The sequence below is a fragment of the Mycobacterium sp. TH-M15 genome (assembly GCF_057473705.1).
In genome coordinates this window covers 1-2,930 of record NZ_JBYCLB010000674.1, presented here as the reverse complement: position 1 = coordinate 2,930, position 2,930 = coordinate 1, and the positions used below count along the sequence as shown (strand labels likewise).

At 70.5% G+C, this 2,930-nt stretch carries 3 protein-coding genes; 1 reads left to right on the top strand and 2 read right to left on the bottom strand.

All coding sequences use genetic code 11. The annotated features are described in order from the left end of the window. Both AC2VNT_RS16495 and AC2VNT_RS16490 read right to left on the bottom strand, forming a co-directional pair. Positions 1–1,046 (bottom strand): neutral zinc metallopeptidase (locus AC2VNT_RS16495; protein ID WP_486947879.1); only part of this gene is annotated, 1,046 nt, incomplete at its 3' end. Between the two features lie 229 nt (positions 1,047–1,275). Further along, positions 1,276–1,998 carry an Rv3717 family N-acetylmuramoyl-L-alanine amidase gene (locus AC2VNT_RS16490; protein ID WP_486947878.1) on the bottom strand — a complete coding sequence of 241 codons (723 nt, stop codon included), beginning with the start codon at positions 1,996–1,998 and terminating at the stop codon, positions 1,276–1,278. A 20-nt stretch (positions 1,999–2,018) separates the two neighbouring features. Here AC2VNT_RS16490 and AC2VNT_RS16485 point away from each other — a divergent pair. Beyond that, the coding region (locus tag AC2VNT_RS16485; protein ID WP_486947877.1) for a wax ester/triacylglycerol synthase family O-acyltransferase at positions 2,019–2,930 on the top strand (912 nt) is incomplete at its 3' end.

Below are 2,930 nucleotides of genomic sequence, written 5' to 3'. Positions count from 1 at the left end.
GAGATCGCGGTGTTGTCGCCCTGGGGCGGCTTCGATGACGCCTGGTCGGAGGGTTGGGCCAGCTGCTGCAACTCGGTCAGGTCGACGGCGACGGTGTTCGGGCCGGTGCAGTAGCTGGCCGAGGTGTTCGGCCGGGCGCCGGGGCAGTCGCCCGGGTTGGTGGAGAGCTTGGGCGGGTTGGTGGGCTGGAAGATCTGCCCCAGCTCCTCCATCAGCGTCGACAAGACGCCTTCGTCGACGGTGGTGTCGCTCTGCATGGTCTCCGAACTGAAGAGCGCCGGCGGCAGATCCCCGCGTCGCTCGGTGATCTCCTGCATGTCGATGCGGGCGCAGGCATCCGTCCCGGCGCCGAACCCCATCTGGAAGGCGCCCACCCGGTCCAGCGCGGTGCCGTGCTCGTCGTCGCCGCCGGGAAAGAAGTACTCCGGTGTCGAGGTCGGATCACGGGTGATGATCAACCCGGCCAGCACGTGGTTGAGGCCGTCGCCGGTGCTCAGCGTGTCGCGCGGCGAACTGCCCGCGGCCACCCAGCGCAGGTACACCCCGGCCAGGCAGTCGGCCTGTTGTTCGTGGACCAGGGTGGGCGTGTCCGGCCCGACCAGGCCGGCCATCTGCTGTACGGCGTGTCCGTACTCGTGGGCGATCACCCCGTTGATCGCCATCGTGCCGAAGTACTTCTTCGCCGTCGGCAGGAACTTGGCCCGATCCCACGCCATCGTGTTGCGCCGGAAGCAGAACATGGCGTTGGGCATGCGGTACACGCTCCTGCCGCAAACCTTCGGCCCGTTCGGGTCGGTGGAGTCGTAGGAGACCAGGGTGTCGACCGGTTTGAAAGTGCCGTTCAGGGTGTAGTGCGCGGACCAGTACTCCTGGATGTCGTCGACCGCCGACAACGCCAGCCGGTCGATCTCGCCGTTGTCGCTGTTCTCCACCCGGCCGTCGATCGGCGGGACCGGGCCACGCGGCCCGCTCTGACCCTCGGTCACCGGTAGCCCGCCCACCCGGGCCGGGTCGTAGAGCATCGACACCGCGTGGCCGGTCAGCACGGTGCGGCCGCAGCCGGTGACCAGCAGCAGGATCGCCGCACAGACGGCGACGATCGGTCTTCTCCGGGTGATGACGACTCCTCGGTCGAGGCGGCGTGGCGGGGGTACCAGGTCACGCTATCGTCCCAGACTTTGCACGAACAGGCGACGAGCGGCCGAGCCGTCGCGCAGCGGCGGGCGGACCGTCCCTGCAACGGCTCTCGGGTTTCCCGGGACGGTGCTTCCGGGATCACCCGCCGAGAAACGCGACGATCCCGCTGGTCAACGCCGCCGCGTACCGGGCTCGCCCGGCGGCGCTCTCGAACTGCGCCGCCTCGTCGGTGTTGCGCATGTTGCCGAGCTCGACCAGCACCGCCGGGTATTCGGCCAGGTTCAGCCCGGCCAGATCGGCCCGGCCGTACAGCCCGTCGGCGCCCAGGTAGCTCGACTCCGGGATTCCCGCGCCGGCCAGCGAATCGCGGATCGACCGGGCCAGCTGCACCGCCGGTCCGGACTGGGCGTCGTTCAGCGGCGGGCTGGAGTAGTTGACGTGAAACCCGCGCCCGGACGCCGGGGCGCCGTCGGCGTGGATGCTCACGATCGCGTCCGGGTGCAGTGCATTGGCCGCCGCCGCGCGTTCATCGATGCACGCGCCGGGCGAGTCGTCGTCGCCGCGGGACAACTGGGCATGCACACCCAGCCCGGCCAGGGTGTCGCGAACCCGGTTGACCACGTCCCAGGTGAGGCTGTGCTCGGGGTAGCCGTCGGCGGTGGCGGTGCCGCTGGTCTGGCACGGCTTGCTGCCGCCGCGGCCGTTGGGCACCAACCGGTCCGAGCCGCCGCCGGCGCTGTGGCCGGGGTCCAGAAAGACCGTCTTGCCGCCCAGATCGGGAGCCGCCGGCACGTTCGGTGCGCCTGCCGGGGCGACGCAGAGAACGGACGCCACGACGCAGAAGGCGACGGCGCGGGGCATCGTCGGAGTGTAATGGGTGCATGCAGCTGATTTCGCCGTCCGACTCGATGTTCCTGGTGGCCGAGACGCGGGAGCACCCCATGCATGTCGGCGGGTTGATGTTGTTCGATCCGCCTCCGGGCGCCGGAAGGGAGTTCGTCGGCGACATGTACCACGCGATGAGTGCATCCCGTGACTTCCAGCCGATCTTCCGGAAACGCCCGGCGGCCCTACTCGGCGGCGTGGCCGGCATGGCATGGACCTACGACGACGAGATCGACTTCGACTACCACATGCGGCGGTCGGCGCTGCCCACGCCGGGCCGGGTGCGTGAGCTGCTCGAGGTGACCTCTCGGTGGCACACCAGCCTGCTCGACCGACATCGGCCGCTGTGGGAGACCCATCTGGTGGAGGGCCTCGCCGACGGCCGGTTCGCGGTGTACGTCAAGGTGCACCACGCGCTGATCGACGGGGTCTCGCTGCTGCGGTTGCTGCAGCGGGCCCTCTCGACCGACCCGCGGGAGATCGAGACGCACATGCCGTGGACGGTGCCGGCGCCCGCGCACCACCGGTCCGGTGCGACCTCGCGGTTGCACGCGCTGGCCGGCCTGGCCGGCGCCGCCGTCGGCCTGGGCTCGTCGACGGTCTCCCTGGCCCGCGCCGCGCTCTTCGAACAGCAGCTGACCCTGCCGTTCGAGGCGCCGCGCACCATGCTCAACGTCAAGATCGGCGGCGCCCGGCGCTGCGCGGCGCAGTCCTGGCCGCTGGCCCGGCTGCGGGCGATCAAGCAGGTCGCCGGGGTGACGGTCAACGACGTGTTGCTGGCGATGTGCGCCGGTGCGTTGCGCTACTACCTCGCCGAGCAGAACGCGCTGCCGGATCGTCCTCTGGTGGCGATGGTTCCGGTGAGCCTGCGCACCGACGCCGAATCCGACAGCGGCGGCAACATGGTC